This window comes from Ruegeria sp. HKCCD6426, assembly GCF_057221115.1.
Genome location: NZ_JBWVBF010000001.1, coordinates 747,313 through 766,493 on the forward strand (window position 1 = coordinate 747,313; position 19,181 = coordinate 766,493).

Below are 19,181 nucleotides of genomic sequence, written 5' to 3' on the forward strand. Positions count from 1 at the left end.
TTTTGCATGAATGGCTTGAGCGGTTGTTCTTTTTGGTCAAGCCGCTTGAGCCGTCGTTTTTCCCGATTTTGATCTCGCAACTCCACCCGCCTTTCCCGATCAGTCGTTCGCCCCGCAGTCTCGGTTGGGTTGGTTGCTTTAAACGTGGACTATTCGCCAAAATAGCCGTTGAGTTCTGCGTTATTCTCTACGGGAGATGTGAAGGCCAACAGGAACAACGGCAACAGGAACTTGACCGCGTTGGCGAAGATCGTGGATCACCTGTGATACAAGGAATTGATGTGTATCGAAGGTGGTACGTCCAGAAAATCGACCAAGTATCCGCAGGATCACGTCTGCTCACATAAAGCGGGTGAACAGCTGGGCACCCCGAGTGATAACCCGGTGTGCCCAGATTTCAGAAAGCGATTAGGCCAGCATGACCATTGGGTTTTCGAGGTTGTCGACGATCGCCTGCAATAGCTGTGCCCCAAGCGCACCATCGATGACCCGATGATCGACCGACATAGTGACCGACATCACGGTCGCGACGGTCAACTCGCCGTCCTCTCCGACCACGGGTTTCTTGAGGCCTGTGCCAACAGCCAGAATACCTGCGTGCGGCGGGTTCACGATGGCATCGAAATTGTCGATGCCGAACATGCCCAAGTTGGACACAGCAAAGGTTCCGCCCTGGTATTCATGCGGCGCTAGCTTGCGCTCACGGGCGCGACCGGCAAGGTCTTTCATCTCAGTTGAAAGCGCAGACAGTGACTTGGTGTCGGCATCCTGAAGGACAGGGGTGAACAGGCCACCTTCGATGGCGACCGCAACGGCCACGTCCGAAGGTTTCAGTTGAAGCACTCGATCACCGGCCCAGACTGCATTGCACTCCGGCACCTGCTGCAGCGCGTTGGCAACGGCCTTGATGATGAAGTCGTTGACACTCAGCTTTACGCCGCGCGCTTCCAGTTGTTTGTTCAACTGGCTGCGGAACTTCAGCAGGGCATCCAACTTGATGTCGCGACGCAGGTAGAAATGTGGGATGGTCTGCTTGGCTTCGGACAGTCGCGCCGCGATGGTCTTGCGCATGCCGTCGAGCTTGATCTCCTCATACTCGCGCCCTTCGTACATCCGGGCAACTGCATCAGCCGATGGGCCAGCCGGAACCGCCGTGGCGGGCGCAGCTGCTGCCGCTGCCGCCGCAGGCGCTGCGGCCGGAGCCATTGCCGTCGCGCTTTCGACATCCGCCTTGACGATACGCCCATGCGGGCCAGAGCCGGTGATCTGCGAAAGATCGAGGCCCTTCTGGGCTGCAATGCGACGCGCCAGTGGCGAAGCAAAGATACGTCCGCCATCCGCTTTGACCGGAGCAGCCGGGGCAGGGGCGGGCGCCTCGGATGCCGCTGGTGCGGTAGCCTCGTTGCCCGCGTCGGCAGCAGGAGCCGTTTCCGGTGTTTTGGCTGGTGCTGACGAAATGTCAGCAGCGCTTTCGCCGTCTTCCAACAGAACCGCAATAGCGGTGTTGACCTTGACCCCTTCGGTGCCTTCCGGGATCAGGATCTTGCCGACAACACCTTCGTCAACGGCCTCGAATTCCATCGTGGCCTTGTCGGTTTCGATCTCGGCCAGCAGGTCACCGGAGGAGACGGTGTCACCTTCCTTGACCAGCCATTTGGCGAGCGTACCTTCTTCCATTGTCGGCGAGAGGGCGGGCATCAGAATTTCGGTGGGCATCTGTCTGTCGCTCCTTACCGGTAAGTCACTTGTTTGACGGCAGCGATCACCTCATCGGTGGTCACAAGCGCCAGTTTTTCCAGGTTCGCAGCGTAAGGCATCGGAACGTCCTTGCCAGTGCAGGTGACCACTGGTGCGTCAAGGTAATCGAACGCCTCCTGCATCACGACCGACGAAATGTAGCTGCCGACCGAACCTTGCGGCCAGCCTTCTTCGACGGTCACCAGACGGTTGGTTTTCATCACCGAATTGATGATTGCGCCAGTATCCATCGGGCGGATGGTGCGCAGGTCGATCACCTCGGCGCTTATGCCTTCTTCGGCTAGCCTATCGGCGGCTTCCAACGCGAACTGCATGCCGATGCCAAAGCTGACGATGGTCACATCCGAGCCTTCACGCCAGATACGCGCCTTGCCCAGTGGAACCGTCAGATCATCCACCTGTGGCATGTCGAACGAACGGCCATAGAGGATTTCGTTTTCGAGGAAGATCACCGGATTGGGGTCGCGGATGGCGGATTTCAGCAGGCCCTTGGCGTCAGCAGCCGAATAGGGCGCGACCACTTTGAGACCGGGCACCTGCATAAACCATGCCGTGTAGTCCTGGCTGTGCTGCGCCGCGACGCGGGCAGCGGCGCCGTTGGGGCCACGGAACACGATGGGGCATCCCATCTGCCCGCCGGACATATACAGCGTCTTGGCGGCAGAGTTGATGATCTGATCCATCGCCTGCATGGCGAAGTTGAAAGTCATGAACTCGACAATCGGTTTCAAACCAGCCATGGCGGATCCGACAGCAATACCGGTGAAACCATGCTCGGTGATCGGTGTGTCGATCACGCGCTTGGCGCCGAATTCGTCTAGAAGACCCTGGGAGATTTTGTAAGCGCCCTGATATTCGGCGACTTCTTCGCCCATCAGGTAGACGTCTTCGTCGCCACGCATTTCTTCGGCCATGGCGTCGCGCAGAGCTTCGCGGACGGTCTGTTGTTTCATCTCGGCGTCGACAGGCCAGTCGGGGGAAAGGTCGACCTTGGGCGCGGTTGGCGCTGCCGCGGCAGGAGCGGACGCCTCAACCGCCGCTGGGGCGGCTTCAGCGACCGCTTCGGCTGCGGGCGCAGCCGAAGGCAGGGCCGAAGCGTCTTCGCCTTCTTCGACCAGGATCGCGATGGGGGTGTTGACCTTGACCGCTTCGGTGCCTTCAGCAATCAGGATCTTGCCGACAATACCCTCGTCAACAGCTTCGAACTCCATCGTCGCCTTGTCCGTTTCAATTTCGGCCATGATATCGCCCGAGGATACGGTGTCGCCTTCTTTGACCAGCCATTTGGCCAATGTGCCCTCTTCCATCGTAGGCGAGAGTGCGGGCATGAGAATTTCGGTTGCCATGTCTTAATCGTCCTCTCAGGCGTAGATGTCGGTCCAGAGCTCATCCAGCGACGGCTCGGGGCTTTCTTTCGAGAATTCGGCGGCCTGATTGACGATCTCTTTGATCTCTTTGTCGATCGTCTTCAGATCGTCCTCGGTTGCGTGTTTGCCGGACAATAGCAGTTCGCGTACGTGCTCGATCGGGTCGCTTTGTTCGCGAACCTTCTGCACCTCTTCACGAGTGCGGTATTTGGCCGGATCGGACATTGAATGGCCGCGGTAGCGGTATGTCTTAACTTCCAGAATGTATGGACCCTTGCCTGCGCGGCAATGCGCAACAGCCTTTTCGCCGGCCTCTTTGACTGCCAGAACGTCCATGCCGTTGACGATTTCGCCGGGGATGCCGAAGGCTTCGCCACGGTGATAGATGTCTTTGGTCGAGGTCGAGCGCGCCTGAGCGGTGCCCATCGCGTACTGGTTGTTTTCAATCACGAACACCACAGGCAGATCCCACAAGGCGGCCATGTTGAACGTCTCGTAAACCTGACCCTGGTTTGCGGCACCATCGCCGAAATAGGTGAAGGTCACCCGGCCGTTCTCTTTGTACTTGTCAGCAAAGGCCAGCCCCGCACCAAGCGGAACTTGCGCGCCTACGATGCCGTGGCCGCCGTAAAAATGCTTCTCTTTCGAGAACATATGCATCGAGCCGCCTTTACCCTTGGAAAGACCACCCTCACGCCCTGTGAGTTCAGCCATCACTCCGCCGGGCTCCATGCCGCAGGCCAGCATATGTCCATGATCGCGATAGGAGGTGATGCGCTTGTCGCCGTCTTCAGCAGCGGCTTCTAGGCCTACGACAACGGCTTCCTGCCCGATGTAAAGATGGCAGAAGCCACCAATCAGGCCCATACCATAAAGTTGACCTGCCTTTTCCTCGAATCGGCGGATTAGCAACATCTCGCGGTAGTAGGTTTTGAGTTCTTCCGCAGAAACATTTGGTTTCTTTGTGGTTTTTCGCGCAGCCATCGTGGCGATCTCCCCCTTCCGGACAGATAGTTTAGCGTTAAACTATCTCTTAAAGCATTTCGAGCCGTCTGGCGAGTGAAAATGTGACGCGGCGTCGGTGAACCATTGAACTGGTTCGCTTCCAGCGGTTATGTGTGAAAAGCCAAACCGAGGGAGTGTGGTCGGATATGATAATCCTGCGTGAACCTAAGCTGGTGTTTGTAAAGACGAAAAAGACTGGGGGAACGTCGATTGAAATTGCTCTTGGGAAGCGGTTGCAACCGGGAGATTTTGCGTCGCCGCTGGCGCCGGAAGAAGAGGCACAGCGGCCGGGAAAGCGGCCGATTGTCCGGCAGTCCGTCAGATTGCTGAGAGAGCGGTCAGAAGGCGCCGTTCGCGCGCGACAGCCGCACAATGGAATAAGCGTGGTCAACAATTACCTTTCTGATTTGGCGGAAGGTTGCACAAGCTTCTGTGTTGAGCGTAATCCGTGGGACAAAGCAGTGTCGGCCTTCTATTTCTGGATGCATCAGCGGAGTATGAAGATCACGGCGCCAGATCGTATGTTTGCAAAATTCTGTTCTTCGCAACTGCACTATTTTTCGGACTTCAAGTTGTACGCCGAGAACGGGGAGCTGCGTGTCGATCGCGTTTTGCGATATGAAAACCTGCAGGTCGAAGTTGACGGTCTTCTGGCCGAGCATGGCATCGATGACATCTCGCTTGGGCAGGTGCGCGCCAAGTCGGGTATTCGCAAATCCGACCGATTTGAAATGTTCTACGGTGCCGATTGGGACAGCCGAAATGTCGACCTTGTCGCTGATGTATTTGCGGCAGAAATAGAGATGTTTGGCTATGACTTGCCAAAGGTTATCAAGTAACGCGTCTTCCTGACCGGTCTGATCGTTCTGTTCAGCTTAGTTGAAATCGAATGATGCAGTTACCGAATGACGATCTCATCCGTGCGGATCATACCCAGAACCGAGCGGGCTTGTTGATCCAGAAGATCGAGGTCAAGGTAAGTGTCTGAAAGACGGCGGGTCAGGTTATCCATTCGGGAAATATCGGCATTCAGCTCTGCCAGATCCCGTGACAGGAAATCCCGCTCAGCCGCAATTTCAACCCGGCGGAACAACCCATAGTCGCCTTGAACGGCGGCAAAGGTGAAATAGACGCCCAGCGTGAACGCGATCGAAAAGAAAACAACTGCACCTAGGCCGGGACGATGAGAACGGGTCACTATGTTAACCACCGAATGAAACTGCCTCGTAAACGTGCCCTTTCCGGGCATCTGAAAACACTATGTCACAGGTGATTCGCCTTGGGAATCCCCTGTGACACAAAAAAACCGGCTCAGTGTCAGCGCCAGGAAAAGGACCAAGGCTGAGCGTCTTTTTCAGGTGCCCTATTGGTCCAATGCGGCGACACCGGGAAGTGTCTTACCTTCCATCCACTCAAGAAACGCGCCACCCGCGGTCGAAATGTAAGAGAAATCTTGTGCCGCGCCTGAAGCGTTCAGTGCGGCGACCGTGTCCCCACCGCCCGCGACTGAAACCAGCTGTCCGGCGCGGGTCAATGCGGCTGCTTTTAATGCGGCCGCGTTTGTGGCGGTGTCAAATGGCGTCAGCTCGAAGGCACCGAGCGGGCCGTTCCAAATGAGCGTTCTGCTGGCTTCGAAGGTCTCGCAGATTGCGGAGATACTTTCCGGGCCTGCATCCAGGATCATACCGTCAGCCGGGCACTGATCCGTCGGCAGAACTTGATGCGGGGCGTTGGCTTCGAATTTCTCCGCCACCACGATGTCCTGCGGTAGCACAATGGTGCAACCTGCCGATTCAGCTTTGGCCATGATTTTGGATGCTGTATCAGTCATTGCGTGTTCGGCCAGCGATTTGCCGACATCCACACCTTTGGCGACCAGAAAAGTATTCGCCATTCCACCACCGATTACCAAGTAATCCACCTTCTCGATCAGGTTGCCAAGCAGGTCTAGTTTGGTTGATACCTTTGCTCCTCCGACAACGGCGGTGACAGGCCGATTGGGCGATCCAAGCGCGGCCTCGAGCGCGCTCAATTCCTGTTGCATCAGGCGACCAGCACAAGAAGGGAGCAGCCGGGCCAAAGCTTCGGTCGAACTGTGGGCTCGGTGCGCAGCGGAAAAGGCGTCATTGCAATAAACGTCACCTAGCTTGGCCATACCCGCAGCCAGCTCTTCGCTGTTTTTGGTTTCCCCGGCGTGAAACCGAGTGTTTTCCAACAGCAGAACTTCGCCGGTGCCAAGTGCGGTGGCGGCAGCTTCGGCCTCGGGGCCTGCGCAATCGGCGGCGAATTTCACCGGTGCGTTGAACGCTGTTTCCAGCGCGGGGATCAATTGCTGCAGAGACATTTCCGGTACGGGTTTTCCGCCGGGCCGGCCAAAATGCGCCAGCAAGATCGGTTTTCCCCCCGCACTTAGGATGTCTTGAATGGTAGGCACGATGCGTTGGATGCGTGTAATGTCGGTTACTTCGCCGTCAGCCACGGGCACATTGATGTCCACGCGTACCAGCACACGCTTGCCGTTCAGATCCATGTCGTCCAGTGATTTCCAGCCCATCGCGCAATCCTCGTGTTTAAAATCCGATTTAGGCGGTTCTTTTCCTGCATTTTGCCTTCAGGTCAATGCGTCACTTGGCATTCGCGCGCCCGGCGCATAGTTAATTGCGCAAGACAAACGACAGGAGGGCCTCATGGCCGAGATCAAAGATCCCGAAAACACAATCATCATCGAGCTGAAAGACGGCAATGTCATCGTCGAGCTGCTTCCGGATGTGGCTCCTCAGCACAGCGCGCGAATGAAAGAGCTGGCGCGTAACGGAGAGTACGACAACGTTGCGTTTCACCGTGTAATCGACGGTTTCATGGCGCAGACCGGCGATGTGCAGCACGGCGACATGGAAGACGGATTCAACTTGCGAATGGCAGGCACAGGTGGCTCGTCGTTGCCGAACGTTCCTGCCGAATTCTCTAAGCTGCCGCATGATCGCGGCACCTTGGGTGCTGCGCGCTCGCAAAACCCGGATTCGGCCAACTCGCAATTCTTCATCAACTTTAAAGACAACCATTTCCTGAATGGCCAATACACCGTTTACGGGCGCGTCGTTGAAGGGATGGAGCACGTGGACACAATTACCCGTGGCGAGCCGCCTGCGAGCCCTGACCGCATGGTCAGCGTCAAGGTAGCAGCTGATGTATAAGCTGGCCGCCGCGTTTGCCCTGCTGACCGGTCCGGCACTGGCCACGGGTCTTGAGATCGAGATCGAAGGCGAGGGTGCCAACGGCACCGTCACCGTCGACCTGTTCGAAGAACTTGCGCCCAAACATGTCGAACAGATCACCGCAATTGCTGCGGCGGGTCAGTATGACGGGGTTGTCTTCCACCGTGTAATCGAAGGCTTCATGGCTCAGACCGGTGACGTTGAGTTTGGCCGCCTGGGCGGTGACATGCGTCGTGCCGGGACCGGGGGGTCGGATCGTCCGAACCTGCCTGCCGAGTTCTCGGATTACAATTATGACCGTGGTGTCGTCGGTATGGCGCGCGCGCAGGATCCCGACAGCGCTAACTCGCAGTTCTTCATTATGTTCGAACCGGGTCCATTCCTGAATGGCCAGTACACGGTTGTCGGTCAGGTAACCGACGGTATGGACGTTGTGGACGCGATTAAACGGGGCGATGGCCCCAACGGCGCGGTCATCGGTCAGCCGGATGCTATGAAGAAGGTCACTGTGACCGAATGAACAAAGGCCCGGCGCACGGATCAGCGCCGGGCTTTTTCGATGAGCGTCAGTCGTCCGGGGACATCACCTTCCAGATGATCGCGCCAACCGCGCCACCGATCAGCGGTGCAATCCAAAACAGCCAGAGCTGCGCCAGCGCCGGACCATCGGCGAACAGGGCCACACCGGTCGAGCGTGCGGGATTGACGGACGTGTTCGTCACCGGGATCGAGATCAAGTGGATCAGTGTCAGCGCCAGACCGATGGCAATTGGGGCAAATCCAGCAGGTGCCCAATCGGAAGTCGCGCCCAGAATGATCAGAATGAAGAACGCCGTCAGGGCAATTTCGATCACCAGTGCCGACGTCAGGGAATAACCTTCGGGCGAGGCATCACCATACCCGTTTGAGGCGAAACTACCGACGCCTTCAAATCCTGGCGCGCCGCTGACGATGACATAAAGCACCAATGCCGCTGCAATCGCGCCAATCACCTGAGCAACCCAATAGGGCAGCAGGTCCTTTGCTGGAAAGCGCCCGCCGATCATCAATCCCAAACTGACTGCTGGGTTGAAATGCCCGCCTGAGATATGACCGACCGCGAAGGCCATAGTCAGTACCGTCAGGCCAAAGGCGAAGGATACGCCCAGCCAACCGATCCCCACATCGGCAACACCCGCCGCCAGTACTGCGCTACCGCAGCCACCCAGAACCAGCCAAAAAGTGCCAAAGAATTCAGCCATGAGTTTTGATGCCATGAAAAGTCCTCCAGAAAACAATGGCTTTTAGGTTAATTCAAAAAGCGATTTTTGTGAAATCGTCTAATATGGGGGAATTCTCATCTTGATGCGTCAAATAAGATCCATCGGCGCACAGCAAGCGTAAGCCAAGCACCTAAAACTTCGTGATGTCGGCATTGAGCTCAATTCGGGCCTAACAAGTCTGCGGTTAACGAGAGCAAAGTGAGCTCGGCGGCGGGTAGGCTTTTCGTTACAATCGAATAGAGGATCAACCCTGCTCCGTCCGGAAAGGAGGATGGAATCCTCTGAAACGTTTGTCCGGGTTATTCCCGCCACCTTCAGAAACGCCGATATACTGTTGTCTCTGATTGCTACCATTGCCTAATTTGGTACACCCGAGGCTTTTTCATCGACGATCCGAAAATTGAGTGTTACGGACCTGAGGGCGAAAACGCACGCAGCTGCTCAAGTTTATGGTTTGGTAAATCACCCTTCCGCTGGTGACACAGCCCGCTGATAGAGATGCCATGTGGTGTGACCAAGGATCGGCAAGGTAAAGATCAGGCCCAGAAACGCCGGGACCAGCGACAGCAGCATGGTGACCGAGATGATCGCCGCCCAGGTGAGCATGACCACAGGGTTTTCCGAAACGACGCGAATGGACGTGAGCATGGCGGAAACGAAATTGGTTTCCCGGTCGAGCAGCATGGGCATGGCGACGACGGTCACCGTGAACAGAACAGCCGACAGAAATGCGCCGACGCAGGTGCCGATGGCGAGGAAAGTCCAGCCCTGCGGCGTGAAGAGTACGGTGTTCAAAAACCCGTCAAAATCCGAGAAGGATGCATTCTGCAGGGTGATCGCCAGCCAAAGCCGAACCTGATAAATCCACACCCAGAAAATGAACAGGGTGACAAAGGCCATCCAGCCCATTTCGCGCTTGCGTTGATTGGCCATGACGGTGAGGATTTCAGACCAGCCGAAATCCTCTCCTTTCTGCAGTCGACGGGACATCTCATATAGCCCGGCGGCGGCGAAGGGTGCGACCAGCGGAAAGCCCACTATGGCGGGAATGATCATCCAGATCTTGCCGAGCCAGACCAAGCTCCAAACAAACAGGATTCCGAAAACTGCATAGAACAGGCCGAAGAAGCCGCTCATGAAGGGACGAGCGAGAAAGTCTGAAAACCCGGCTTTCAGCGACGCAGTGATATCACCGGCGGTCAACCTATTGACCTCGGGCATGGCCCGCTGCTGCGGCGTCTGATTGTCCGGTGGTGTGGAACCCGCGGTCTTGGACGTCATGACACATTCCTCCCAAAACATGGAACCGCACTGGTCCGTTCGCCAACAAACCTAGCGGTGAAACAGACACTCCTCCTTCGCATAAAAGTTTGCATCAGGTGGGGTATAAGGGCAAGGGGGGAGGATGGCAGCTAAGTCCGCAGAGAAGGCATTCCCGCATTTAGATGAACGGACCCAGAAAAAAACAACGCCGCAGAAGATCCTGCGGCGCTGCTTAACTTTATTACTTTTTTAGTAGGGCTTATTGCTTGACTTCGGCTGCCGGGTTGGCGCCTGCCTTGCCACTGCGGCCTGGGTTCAGAGGGTCATCCTGACGCTGTACAGAACCTTCGAAATGCGCTCCGCTTTCGATTGCGATGGTCTTGTGGATGATGTCACCCTCGACCCGCGCGGTTGACGTCAGGCGAACCTTCAGGCCGCGCACTCGGCCAACGATGCGGCCGTTGATGACTACGTCATCGGCGGTGACTTCGCCCTTGATAGTCGCGGTCTCGCCAATGGTCAGAAGATGGGCACGGATGTCGCCTTCGACGGTACCTTCGACCTGAATGTCACCTGACGTCTTGAGATTGCCGGTGATGTGCAGGTCTGAGGACAGAACCGACGCGGGCGGTTTGGGCTTCGGGGCGGTGCTGGCCTTGGGCTCTGCTGCCGCGGGTGCCGCCGGAGTCGCCGGAGCGGCGGGTTTTGCTGCCTCAGTCTCTTTGGGGCCGGGTTCGTTGATTTTGCTCTTAGAAAACATTTCTCGCAGCCTTGATGTAAGTCATTGGGTTAACAGGTTTTCCGTCCACGCGCACTTCGTAGTGCAAATGGGTGCCGGTCGACCGTCCGGTGCTACCCATATCAGCAATATGATCCCCGCGCGAGACCCTTTGGCCGACCTTGACGCGGATCTTGGTGTTATGAGCGTAAAGTGTCTCAATTCCGAAGGCGTGTTTGATTTTCACCAGCCGACCAAATCCGGATTGCCAGCCTGCATGAGAGACGACACCATCGGCGGTTGCAAAGATATCGGTGCCCGACGCGCCAGCGAAATCAGCGCCGTTGTGCATGCGCCTTCCGCCGGTTTTGGGGTCGCGCCGGGTGCCGTAACCGCTGGTGTAACGAACCGCTGCTCGCACCGGGCTGGCGAAGGGGGCCTTTTCCGCAGCGATGCGATAGAGGTTCAGCTGATCCATTTGTTGCAGCAAGGTGTTCGCGCGGATCTCGTCGGGGGTCAGTTCCTCACCGCGCGTGCTGAAGGATAAAGGGGTCAGCGGACCGCCCATACCGCTATATCCACGCCGGACTTCTTCGATGATGCGATCTGTGGGCATGCCTGCACTGCGGAACATTTTGTCCAGCGGCTCGACCGAGATTACCATGGCCTCTTCGATCTGGCGGAAGATTTCCTCGTTTCGCTCCTGCATCAGCCGGATTTCCAGTTCCAGCTCGTCGCGTTGATCCAGGGCGCCTTGTGCGTTGGCGGCGATCTGATCGCGTTCCAGAGCGGTCCGAGCTAAGGCGTCGGTCATGAACGTCATCTGCTCGGGATTGACCGAGGCTGCCATATAAGAGGCATCCCCGTTCGTTACCTGTTGCAGCACCGCCAGTTTGCCACGGGCCTCTTCGCGCTGTTTCATCGTTGCGCGCAGAGTGGTCTGGATGACCTCGATTCCGGTTTCCAGCTCACGGCGGCGGTTTTCGGATTCCAGCAGCTCGGATTGCATGACCGAGATTTGTTCAAGCGCTGCGTTGAACCGATCATGGGCAGCCAGAGCTTCGGCCGCGCGGGCGTCGCGTTCGCCGGACAGGGTGTTCAGACGTTCCTGATATGTGGCCTGATCGCGCTTGGCCTGTTCTCGAAAGTTCCCTGATCCGATGCTGTCCATCAGCAGGATCGCGGTTGCAACGGCCGTCCAACCGACCATGACCGCAACACCCGCGACGGCTGCCACTTGGGTTTCCGAGCTCAGCCGGATGAACCGCGTATCGTTGTCGGATTTCAGGAAAACGCGGCGTTCTGGAAAGTGCCGCTCGAGCAGTGAGTGTAGTTTGATTGCCAGACGTGTTCGCACGCGCCGTACCTCGATAATCCCCATTGTCCGGAGCCGGTCGTGAGTGAGTGGCCGCTCCTTGACGCGATTGCATAAAGGGACGAGGGCGATGGGGCAAGTTTGTTGACCAGTGATACCTCGGAACCACAGTTTTCCCGCGTGAAATCGGCGGGAACTTGCCGAAGGCGCCGTGTGCGGGTCAGTCCAGTCCGGTGCCGGGGGCGGGCATGTCTTCGGTCAGAGGCCAGTAGAAATCAGGCGGTAATCCGGCCTCGGCCCGTTTTTCCTCGTTGAAAGGCGGTTTCAGGGTGCCGTGGAAATAACGCCGAACAAGGGTATGGAATACATCCTTGGGATCTACATTCTCTCGCCCGCATAGGGACTCGTTATACCAACCAAAATCGATTTTTCATTGTTTTAGTCAGCGCGACCCCCTTGAAAACAATCAATGCATCGAACCGAAATACTTCCACTTCAAAAAGTTCCACGTGCATTATGGAACTTTTTCGCCCCAAAACCCGATCAAAAGTTCCATGTACTTGAGTTCCAGTCTTGATCGAAACGAGGAGAGAAGCGGCAAACAGGAAGAGCATTGGTTTTGACTTGGGCAATTCTTCTGCGTCGCTTGGACGGGATCCCGCAAGCCGAAACGGTCTCGCCCTCGGTGAGTCGGAGCTGTTGCCTGATGAATTGGCGCGAAGGGTGATTACTTGAAGTACGAGGTCCTCAAGCAAAATGCTTCAGTGGCGCAGGCAACTGCCAACTTTCTCAGCGAACATAAGGAGGAAGTTCCTCAGCGAGCGGCCAATAAAAGTCAGGTGGCAATCCGGCATCTGCGCGTTTTTCTTCGTTAAACGGAGGCTTCAAACCTCCTTTGAAATAGCGCTTTACTAGCGCATGGAATACTTCTTTTGGATCACTGTTGTCCCTGCCACAGACGAAGTTAAACCATTTCGCCCCATACGCCACGTGGCTGACTTCCTCACTGTAGATGATTTTGAGGCTTTCAACAGCCGCGGTCTCACCAGCTTTCTCGAAAACGTCTATCATTCCCGGTGTTACATCTAGCCCTCGTGCCTCCAATACCATTGGAACGATGGCTAACCGTCCTTGTAGGTCGTTTGCAGTATCTGATGCCGCGCGCCACATTCCATCATGAGCGGGCAGGGCTCCGTAGTAGCTTCCCATCGTTTCCAGGCAATCACAGATCAGATTGAAGTGTTTTGCTTCGTCGTCTGCGGCTTTCACCCAATCGTCATAAAATCCCATCGGCATCGGCACGTGGGCGAAGCGTGAGATAATATCCCAGTGCAGATCGACGGCATTGAGTTCGATATGAGCGACGGCATGAAGTAGCGCTATTCTTCCTGCTGGAGATCCCGGCTTGCGCTTTGGTACGTCGCGGGGACTGAGCAACTCTGGGTGCTGCGGGCGAGCTGGATGATCTGGTGGAATAGAACACCCGAGTTCAAGAACTTCACCCGTAGTCCGCGCAGTTTTCCAAACCGAAGCGTAGGCTCTTGATTTTGCTGTTTTTGCGTGACCATCCTTCGTGGAGAGCACATCGACCGCCATTGCAGTCAGCGTAGTCGGACGCTGTGTTTCAGCGTCTTTGTCAGTACGGCTAGACAAAGTGTAAATTGCTCCAAGGTCGGTGGAATTAGCAGAGCTTGGCTTTTAACCAAATGGCGCAACAAACTTTCTCAGGTTGCCCGCTATGCCTACTATGGGGCGTAGCCTACGTCCAGATTTCATGTTGCTGCGTGGTGTGAACCATCATGCGCTCCCGATACCAAGGCTGTGTGTCCGCGAGAACGCATATTGAGTGACCGGTTCATTGGAAGATCGGACGGTCGATGAGCCTCGATTATATTTACAAAACGGTCGTTTACACAATTGTCCAGAAGGTTCTTGCTCGTCTAAACGCTTTCGAAATCGTTTACTCAGATTTGTTTTCAATTTTTGACCTTCGCTAGAAATCGTCACGAGCAAAAGCTGCTAGGGTAGATTACTTATGTAGGCACTTAGTCGGATATTGTCCCCAACAAACTTTTGCCACGCCAATCTCCACTACCCGATTATGGGCAACCTGACATCGACATTTCCCCGTGCGACGAACTCGACAAATTGTCCTCTGTCGGACACCGAAACGGGGCATTTAGGTTTATTACCCTTTGGAGTTGGAAATCTCGGCCTCCATTTCCAACACCAATTGGCTCAAGGAAAGACCCAACGCATCACTAAGCCGTTGTAGGGTAGCAAGAGTTGGTTGATGTCGACAGCTTTCCAGCAGGGAGATGTAACGCATGCTTCTACCCGCCATGTGTGCAAGTTCTTCTTGCGAGAGTTTTTGGGCCTGCCTGTGACGTCTCAACACGATTGCGAGCGCGGCTATCATTGGGTCATCGATTCGTTCACGGTCCATAAAAGGACAAAGGGGCCAAAGAGCGGCTTGCGGCTATGAAGTGTACTGTGAATACTGAGTGGAACGGAAAGAAACTCTTTGGGAATGCAGATTCCAAAAAATCTGCTTGATCTGGCTCGTGCAAGGAAAGACGGAACATGTCAAAAAAGTTGTCTGACGATCAGTTCGCTGTGTTAGTCCAAGTTGTTACTGAAAAAGTTTTGGATGCAGTTTCGAGTCACGATGAGCAATCTACTAAAAGCGTAGAAGCAGAATCTCCGACCGTAGTGCGCAAGCGTAACCGCTGGCGCCCAGTATCGCCCTACACAGGCCAGCTTCACTTGAAGGTTTTGCCGGAAGATGAGGAGTGGTTTAAAGAGCTAAGAAGGCAAAACAAAGTTCAGAATGGAAAGCTCTTTCATCTTTTCCGTAAGTTCATTGACGACAACGCGTCTATCTGTGCCGCTGAGTTTCAATTGACTGATCGCGTGCCTTGAAAGCGCCAACGAATCTGGAAAATGATGAAATTCACTCACAACCTGTCGTGTGCGAACTCCAATAAAACTGTTTGAAGTGACCAACACACCTGACGATTGCCGAGTTGGTTGCTGAAGTCGAAAGAAGACCACTAATTGCGCTGTTCAATTGCGGGTTAGTGGTCTCGTGGCGGCATACCGGACCCTCTCTAATCAAGGCCCGGAGCTAGAGACCTCGAAGTGGGTATTCACCACACGCAACAAATGCTCAAAGTCACCCTGGACGGCGTCCTCAAGAAAGGCCTGAATTCGTGCTTGCCCTACTCCGGCTTTTTCGGCTGCTATCTGACAACGTGCCAGCACTATAAAAGCGTTGGCGTTTGTTCCGGGCAGGTCGATGGTCGCAAGTTTTTTCATGTCCAATCCTCTTGTAGAATGCCGGGCAACCATTGCAGGTCGAAATTAATCTCAGGTATAAGAATTGGGTACTTTGCCCACGATCCAGAGACTGAAAAAAATATAACAAAACTCGCGATTATGCAGCGTTTGCGCTGTCGGCAGCCAGCCACCCGCTGCATCTGCACATCGGCCAATCGTGAATATTCTGTCAGTGCCAGCCTTAGACCCAAAGTTCAGAATGCTTCCCCACGCTATAAGGTCAGCAATGCGCAGAAAGCGGACTTTGCAAAGTGTAGCAGACTGCTCAAAGCGGGTATTCCTTCCAATAGCAGCGTATGCGGCTTTGAGCTGCGTTCCGCAAATCATTTAAACTGCACAGGACAGCAACATTGAGCCCAGAGTTGCCGATGTGGCAAGTAGCGTGCAACGCGGCAAGGGTTTCAGAAAGAGACATTGAATCTCGCCGATCTACAATCGGGCATACAATCTAAAAGAAATATTTCAGCCCAAAATACGGCCCCTGCTGCGTGACGTCATATGCGAACTCGCCTGAGCTGAGTGTGTCGCTATAATCAATACTGAAATACCGATAGCCGAACGTCAGCGCGACCTTTTCCCAGGGTTGGTAGTCGAATCCCGCGTTGGCCCCAATTTGCAAATCGTTTCCTCCGGCGCCGAAGCCACCCAATTCCAGAGATGCGATAGAGGTCCATTTTTCATTCAAGCGCCACATACCCCTTGCGCCCACGACAGGTTCTATCCAGCCTTCATCGCCCCCCAGAACCGGAAGCGTCATGGGACCAGGGGTTGAAACTGAAATTTCCTGTCGGATCGAATTCAAGCGCGCACCGCCTTGGATATCGACTGCGTATCTTTGATTTTTTCCCCCGTAAGTCCCGTCCGCAACGCGATACGCAGCGAGGATACCAAACCATTTTTGTCGGACGTCAACATTTACATCTGCGTTCAGTGGTCCCGGTAGGCTGGCATCTTGTTCGATGCCGACATAATTCGCATCAACGATGATACCGAAATCACCTTTCCACGCCTCGTATCGGCCTGCTGCTGCAAAATCCAAGACGTCGAGAACATCTCCCAGGCTCAAATCCAACTCAGCGGATTGCCCAGCGACCGTTGAGGTTCCCCGAGTGCGGAGCGGAGTGAACAGATAGAATGATGCGGCGTGACGCCAATTTGCTTCATCCTGTCCCGCGGCAGGCAGGGATTGCGCGACGACGGTCTCTGGGCAGGCCAGGATGGACGCAGAAAACAAAAGGCTGAACAGGGTTCCGGACTTTGGCATAGATGATCTCCACCGAAGTTGATTGAGGATATATTAGTAGTTGAACCGCAGGCCCAGGCCCGCACCTTTGTCGTAAGGGCGGTCGGAACCTATACCGATGAGAAAGTCGGCATAAATCGCTATTCCGGAGCTGAGGTTCTTGCCGATCTGCAACTCTGCGGTCGCTGGCCAAGCATCGTTTTCCCAGTCATATGGCGCTTTGATATCGGCTTTGGCCCAATACCCATCGCCAAACGGTTGCAGCGCAATCAACCGCATTGCGGTCTGGCTGATGTCGGTCGGGCCATTGTACGAAGCAAAATGCTGGAGCAAGGGGATCAGCGTCAGCCCTGATTTTGTGTTTGCAAAGGCGAACCCGCCAAAAGGCGCAATTTGATCGGACCCGGTGCCGATTCCTTTTTCCGGATCGCCAAGGTCCAGTATCCACTCCAGACCAATGGCCGACTTGATGGCCCATGTGTCGTTGAGCGGCCTCTGAGAAGGAAAGTAGATCGCTTTGAGGCTCGCTTTCTCGAAATTAGTGAACCGCGTTCCGGTCACATCTGTTGAGTTGTAGTGCAACTCATATTTCAGTTTCAGATCGGGCCGCAGCATATAGGCACCATCGATAAAGGCGTCCTGCCGATCAGCGCCATTGCCCAGATCAAAATACTGATACCGGATGTCCGTGTTGTTGACTGCGGCCAACGGGTTCGAGGCGTTCTCGTCTGCCATTGAAGGGGTCGCGACGATGCCAGTTGCCAATGCTAGGGCAAGCGCTTGGAGTTTCATACTGTTCCCATGATCTTTGAAGTAGATGTCAAACCCCGCGTTGAGCGCTTCGTTTTGCGGCGCGGGGTTTGCGTTACTCGTATCAGAGTCACCTATTACTCAGGCTGAATGTCCCGCTTGGCGACAAAGGCATCCACCGCTGCGACAGTTTCGGGACGAAGGTTCGCGATACCTTCATAGGGGCGTCCCGTCGCGGCAGGTTGATCGGGGTACATTTCCTTGAATTTCAGGTGGCGGGCAATGATCCGGTTGAACTCATGACCTGCCCACGCGCCGATCTCTGTCGATACGCTCTGTTCTTCGCGAGGATCTCGGAACAGGTTGTAGAACTTGGCCACGATGGCGTTTTCACCTTTGGCCGGAACCTTGAGCTTGATGTGTTCCTTCACCACCTCTTTCAGCGAGTTGATCGAGTAGATCAGAACATGATCTCGGCGCCCATGCGTATCGCCAATGAACATCAGGGACGTCTGATCGACACCGTCAATGATCCGGTCGCGGGGGATGGCATCCATCGCTCCGCCAATACGTGCTATCGACGTGAACAAGTCAGAGATGTGAATGATGTCCGATACTATCGAGTCTCCCTCGATCAGGCCGGGCAGGCGGGCAAACGCGTCCACCCGAACCCCTCCCTCAGAGGTATCGGCCTTGCCGCCGCGGAAGACCAAAGGTGAAAACCCACTGCCGGGAGCATATTTGGTGAAGTGACCGTTATCGCCCATCAAAACGATCAGGGTATTGTCTCTGAGCCCCAGCGTATCGACTTCCTCAAGAATGACGCCGATCCATTCATCCAGCTCTTCCATGCTTTCAACGAATGTACCGCCGTTGGGTGTCGTGAACGCCTCTTTCGTCGTGCGCGTTGTCGACAGAGGGACAAGAGGCCAGTATTGCAGGAAGAACGGTTCATCCCGCTCTGCTAGCAGGCGCAACTGTTCCATCGCTTGTGCCTGATAGCGGATGTTCATTTCATTGTATTTGTCCTGGGTCCATTTCTCACCCGGTTCCATATGGACTTCGCGGACCTCTCCACCAATGACAGCTTCAAGCCCTGTAATCATGTGTCCCGGATCAGGTCGAAACCAATCATCCAGCGTGTACTTGGAATTGTAGTTGTCTTCACCGATGGCCATGGTGATTTCTTCTTTAGCCGCGTCTTCGTTGAAGATGGCCAACTGGCCCTGCTGATGGATCGGAAACGCGGCGTAGTCGAAACCCTGATAAGTCGGCCAGGATTCCTGAATGTCGCCCATGTGCCATTTGCCAACATGCGAGGTATTGTAGCCTACGGATTTCAAAACTTCGGCGAGGGTGACCTCTTCGTCGGCAAGGCCAAAACCTGAAATATCGACGGCAGTATCACCCATCCCATTGCGATACGGCTGGCGACCCGTCATGAAGGCCACGCGCGACGGTGTGCAGGACGGCTCAGTGTACATGCGCGCGAACCGCATGCTTTCCTCTGCCAGCGCGTTGATATTGGGCGTCGAATACCCGCGGATGGCGTTCATCTCGGGCATACCCATGTCGCCAAAGCCCATATCGTCAATCAGGATGTAGAAGATGTTTGGAGGGTTCCCTCCGTTCTTCTCACGAAAATCGGCCAACAGTTGATCAACCTGCGCGTCGTTCTCGACCCAAACGGCCTCGTTTTGCTGCTTAAGTACATAGTACTCCGCATCATGCACGATGTTGCTGTCCTGAGCTGTCGCCGTGAAAGCAGAGCCAGCAAAGGCCAGTGTGGAAAGGAACAGTTTTGATTTCATGAGATACCCCTATTTCATGATTTTTGTGTTTTCAGACCTTCAAGGATCAGGTGATGGCAGTAGGTCGAAAGCGAGAGTTCGCTGTCCTCAGCCTGAGAGCGCAACATCTCTTTTTCGCTCTTGGTAAGCAGTGTT

At 55.2% G+C, this 19,181-nt stretch carries 19 protein-coding genes and 1 pseudogene; 4 read left to right on the forward strand and 16 right to left on the reverse strand.

The annotated features are described in order from the left end of the window. Nucleotides 1–408: 408 nt before the first annotated feature. From AC2TDA_RS03760 to pdhA, 3 genes are read right to left on the reverse strand one after another with little or no spacing between them, the layout of a single operon-like run. On the reverse strand, nt 409–1,716 hold the full coding sequence (locus AC2TDA_RS03760; protein WP_480846785.1) for a pyruvate dehydrogenase complex dihydrolipoamide acetyltransferase: 1,308 nt from the start codon (nt 1,714–1,716) through the stop codon (nt 409–411). Between the two features lie 14 nt (nt 1,717–1,730). Continuing rightward, complete coding sequence (locus tag AC2TDA_RS03765) at nt 1,731–3,104, reverse strand: pyruvate dehydrogenase complex E1 component subunit beta (RefSeq protein WP_480878867.1); 1,374 nt, start codon at nt 3,102–3,104, stop codon at nt 1,731–1,733. Between the two features lie 15 nt (nt 3,105–3,119). Continuing rightward, a complete protein-coding gene (pdhA, locus tag AC2TDA_RS03770; RefSeq protein ID WP_480846787.1) occupies nt 3,120–4,109 on the reverse strand; it encodes a pyruvate dehydrogenase (acetyl-transferring) E1 component subunit alpha in 990 nt (329 codons plus the stop codon). A gap of 167 nt (nt 4,110–4,276) precedes the next feature. Here pdhA and AC2TDA_RS03775 point away from each other — a divergent pair, with 167 nt between their 5' ends. Continuing rightward, nucleotides 4,277–4,969 carry a hypothetical protein gene (locus AC2TDA_RS03775; protein WP_480846788.1) on the forward strand — a complete coding sequence of 231 codons (693 nt, stop codon included), beginning with the start codon at nt 4,277–4,279 and terminating at the stop codon, nt 4,967–4,969. A 59-nt stretch (nt 4,970–5,028) separates the two neighbouring features. Here the strand turns inward: AC2TDA_RS03775 and AC2TDA_RS03780 are convergent, their stop codons facing one another. Together AC2TDA_RS03780 and AC2TDA_RS03785 are read right to left on the reverse strand one after the other, a co-directional pair. Next, nucleotides 5,029–5,328 carry an FtsB family cell division protein gene (locus AC2TDA_RS03780; protein WP_480846790.1) on the reverse strand — a complete coding sequence of 100 codons (300 nt, stop codon included), beginning with the start codon at nt 5,326–5,328 and terminating at the stop codon, nt 5,029–5,031. Nucleotides 5,329–5,493: 165 nt separating this feature from the next. Further along, nucleotides 5,494–6,684 carry a phosphoglycerate kinase gene (locus AC2TDA_RS03785; RefSeq protein WP_480878869.1) on the reverse strand — a complete coding sequence of 397 codons (1,191 nt, stop codon included), beginning with the start codon at nt 6,682–6,684 and terminating at the stop codon, nt 5,494–5,496. A 133-nt stretch (nt 6,685–6,817) separates the two neighbouring features. Here AC2TDA_RS03785 and AC2TDA_RS03790 point away from each other — a divergent pair, with 133 nt between their 5' ends. Both AC2TDA_RS03790 and AC2TDA_RS03795 read left to right on the forward strand, forming a co-directional pair. Beyond that, complete coding sequence (locus AC2TDA_RS03790) at nt 6,818–7,324, forward strand: peptidylprolyl isomerase (RefSeq protein ID WP_480878870.1); 507 nt, start codon at nt 6,818–6,820, stop codon at nt 7,322–7,324. Next, complete coding sequence (locus tag AC2TDA_RS03795) at nt 7,317–7,865, forward strand: peptidylprolyl isomerase (RefSeq protein ID WP_480846794.1); 549 nt, start codon at nt 7,317–7,319, stop codon at nt 7,863–7,865. Before AC2TDA_RS03790 ends, AC2TDA_RS03795 begins: the two co-directional genes overlap by 8 nt. A gap of 46 nt (nt 7,866–7,911) precedes the next feature. Here AC2TDA_RS03795 and aqpZ read toward each other — a convergent pair whose 3' ends face one another. The 7 genes and pseudogenes from aqpZ to AC2TDA_RS03830 form a co-directional block, all read right to left on the reverse strand. Then, entirely contained in the window at nt 7,912–8,601 is a 690-nt protein-coding gene (gene aqpZ, locus AC2TDA_RS03800; protein WP_480846795.1) for an aquaporin Z, read from the reverse strand. A 468-nt stretch (nt 8,602–9,069) separates the two neighbouring features. Continuing rightward, complete coding sequence (locus AC2TDA_RS03805) at nt 9,070–9,888, reverse strand: DUF2189 domain-containing protein (protein WP_480878871.1); 819 nt, start codon at nt 9,886–9,888, stop codon at nt 9,070–9,072. Nucleotides 9,889–10,129: 241 nt separating this feature from the next. Beyond that, entirely contained in the window at nt 10,130–10,630 is a 501-nt protein-coding gene (locus AC2TDA_RS03810; protein WP_480878872.1) for a bactofilin family protein, read from the reverse strand. After that, nucleotides 10,620–11,945 (reverse strand): DUF5930 domain-containing protein, encoded by a 1,326-nt coding sequence (locus AC2TDA_RS03815; RefSeq protein WP_480846970.1) that lies wholly within the window; start codon nt 11,943–11,945, stop codon nt 10,620–10,622. The genes AC2TDA_RS03810 and AC2TDA_RS03815 overlap by 11 nt, the downstream gene beginning before the upstream one ends. Before the next feature lie 178 nt (nt 11,946–12,123). Further along, nucleotides 12,124–12,318, reverse strand: a pseudogene (locus tag AC2TDA_RS03820) (DUF455 family protein); the annotation flags it as partial. Between the two features lie 374 nt (nt 12,319–12,692). Continuing rightward, nucleotides 12,693–13,499 (reverse strand): ferritin-like domain-containing protein, encoded by an 807-nt coding sequence (locus AC2TDA_RS03825; RefSeq protein WP_480846972.1) that lies wholly within the window; start codon nt 13,497–13,499, stop codon nt 12,693–12,695. Between the two features lie 592 nt (nt 13,500–14,091). Further along, nucleotides 14,092–14,349, reverse strand: a complete 258-nt coding sequence (locus AC2TDA_RS03830) for a helix-turn-helix domain-containing protein (RefSeq protein WP_480846800.1) — start codon at nt 14,347–14,349, stop codon at nt 14,092–14,094. 137 nt (nt 14,350–14,486) lie between these two features. On the opposite strand from AC2TDA_RS03830, the gene AC2TDA_RS03835 reads away from it, so the two are divergent. Continuing rightward, nucleotides 14,487–14,825: a hypothetical protein gene (locus AC2TDA_RS03835; RefSeq protein ID WP_480878873.1), complete on the forward strand. Its 339-nt coding sequence runs from the start codon at nt 14,487–14,489 to the stop codon at nt 14,823–14,825. Nucleotides 14,826–15,017: 192 nt separating this feature from the next. Here AC2TDA_RS03835 and AC2TDA_RS03840 read toward each other — a convergent pair whose 3' ends face one another. From AC2TDA_RS03840 to AC2TDA_RS03855, 4 genes are all read right to left on the reverse strand, one after another. Next, nucleotides 15,018–15,221, reverse strand: a complete 204-nt coding sequence (locus AC2TDA_RS03840; protein WP_480846803.1) for a hypothetical protein — start codon at nt 15,219–15,221, stop codon at nt 15,018–15,020. A 469-nt stretch (nt 15,222–15,690) separates the two neighbouring features. Next, nucleotides 15,691–16,506, reverse strand: coding sequence for a hypothetical protein (locus AC2TDA_RS03845; RefSeq protein ID WP_480585028.1), 816 nt, complete (start codon nt 16,504–16,506; stop codon nt 15,691–15,693). Between the two features lie 33 nt (nt 16,507–16,539). After that, nucleotides 16,540–17,277, reverse strand: a complete 738-nt coding sequence (locus AC2TDA_RS03850) for a hypothetical protein (RefSeq protein WP_480593645.1) — start codon at nt 17,275–17,277, stop codon at nt 16,540–16,542. A gap of 95 nt (nt 17,278–17,372) precedes the next feature. Then, entirely contained in the window at nt 17,373–19,046 is a 1,674-nt protein-coding gene (locus tag AC2TDA_RS03855; RefSeq protein WP_480593643.1) for a sulfatase-like hydrolase/transferase, read from the reverse strand. Between the last annotated feature and the right edge of the window lie 135 nt (nt 19,047–19,181).

Coding starts and splice junctions, on each gene's coding strand:
- AC2TDA_RS03760 (WP_480846785.1), bottom strand. CDS start 1,716: ATGCCCACCGAAATTCTGATGCCCGCCCTCTCGCCGACAATGGAAGAA.
- AC2TDA_RS03765 (WP_480878867.1), bottom strand. CDS start 3,104: ATGGCAACCGAAATTCTCATGCCCGCACTCTCGCCTACGATGGAAGAG.
- pdhA (WP_480846787.1), bottom strand. CDS start 4,109: ATGGCTGCGCGAAAAACCACAAAGAAACCAAATGTTTCTGCGGAAGAA.
- AC2TDA_RS03775 (WP_480846788.1), top strand. CDS start 4,277: ATGATAATCCTGCGTGAACCTAAGCTGGTGTTTGTAAAGACGAAAAAG.
- AC2TDA_RS03785 (WP_480878869.1), bottom strand. CDS start 6,684: ATGGGCTGGAAATCACTGGACGACATGGATCTGAACGGCAAGCGTGTG.
- AC2TDA_RS03790 (WP_480878870.1), top strand. CDS start 6,818: ATGGCCGAGATCAAAGATCCCGAAAACACAATCATCATCGAGCTGAAA.
- AC2TDA_RS03795 (WP_480846794.1), top strand. CDS start 7,317: ATGTATAAGCTGGCCGCCGCGTTTGCCCTGCTGACCGGTCCGGCACTG.
- aqpZ (WP_480846795.1), bottom strand. CDS start 8,601: ATGGCATCAAAACTCATGGCTGAATTCTTTGGCACTTTTTGGCTGGTT.
- AC2TDA_RS03805 (WP_480878871.1), bottom strand. CDS start 9,888: ATGACGTCCAAGACCGCGGGTTCCACACCACCGGACAATCAGACGCCG.
- AC2TDA_RS03810 (WP_480878872.1), bottom strand. CDS start 10,630: ATGTTTTCTAAGAGCAAAATCAACGAACCCGGCCCCAAAGAGACTGAG.
- AC2TDA_RS03825 (WP_480846972.1), bottom strand. CDS start 13,499: ATGGCGGTCGATGTGCTCTCCACGAAGGATGGTCACGCAAAAACAGCA.
- AC2TDA_RS03830 (WP_480846800.1), bottom strand. CDS start 14,349: ATGGACCGTGAACGAATCGATGACCCAATGATAGCCGCGCTCGCAATC.
- AC2TDA_RS03835 (WP_480878873.1), top strand. CDS start 14,487: ATGTCAAAAAAGTTGTCTGACGATCAGTTCGCTGTGTTAGTCCAAGTT.
- AC2TDA_RS03840 (WP_480846803.1), bottom strand. CDS start 15,221: ATGAAAAAACTTGCGACCATCGACCTGCCCGGAACAAACGCCAACGCT.
- AC2TDA_RS03845 (WP_480585028.1), bottom strand. CDS start 16,506: ATGCCAAAGTCCGGAACCCTGTTCAGCCTTTTGTTTTCTGCGTCCATC.
- AC2TDA_RS03850 (WP_480593645.1), bottom strand. CDS start 17,277: ATGAAACTCCAAGCGCTTGCCCTAGCATTGGCAACTGGCATCGTCGCG.
- AC2TDA_RS03855 (WP_480593643.1), bottom strand. CDS start 19,046: ATGAAATCAAAACTGTTCCTTTCCACACTGGCCTTTGCTGGCTCTGCT.